Source organism: Lactobacillus delbrueckii subsp. delbrueckii DSM 20074 = JCM 1012 (assembly GCF_001433875.1).
Classification (GTDB): Bacteria; Bacillota; Bacilli; order Lactobacillales; family Lactobacillaceae; genus Lactobacillus; species Lactobacillus delbrueckii.
On the sequence record NZ_AZCR01000170.1, the window covers coordinates 1 to 238 of the forward strand.

The following is a 238-nucleotide window of genomic DNA, read 5'->3' on the forward strand; positions in this document are numbered from 1 at the left end:
CTGGTGCAGGTCATCCTTTGTCTTTCTTTTGGCTTCTAGCGGATTCATCATGACATAGCGCAATTCGTGCATGTCCAAGAACGCCTGGAGTCTTCTGGAATAGACGCCAGTTGCTTCAAATATAATCTGCGGTTTAGTAACCTGCTTAAGGTCACCCAGCAGCTGATTGAAGCCTACCATATCGTTGGAGATGGCATAGTCATTAACTTTTTGGCCATTGACCATAATGCATACGTTA

The 238-nt window shown here is 44.5% G+C and carries 1 protein-coding gene; it reads right to left on the minus strand.

From position 1 onward, the window contains the following. A partial coding sequence (locus FD23_RS08975; RefSeq protein ID WP_340136959.1) for an IS110 family transposase occupies nucleotides 1–238 on the minus strand: 238 nt, incomplete at both ends.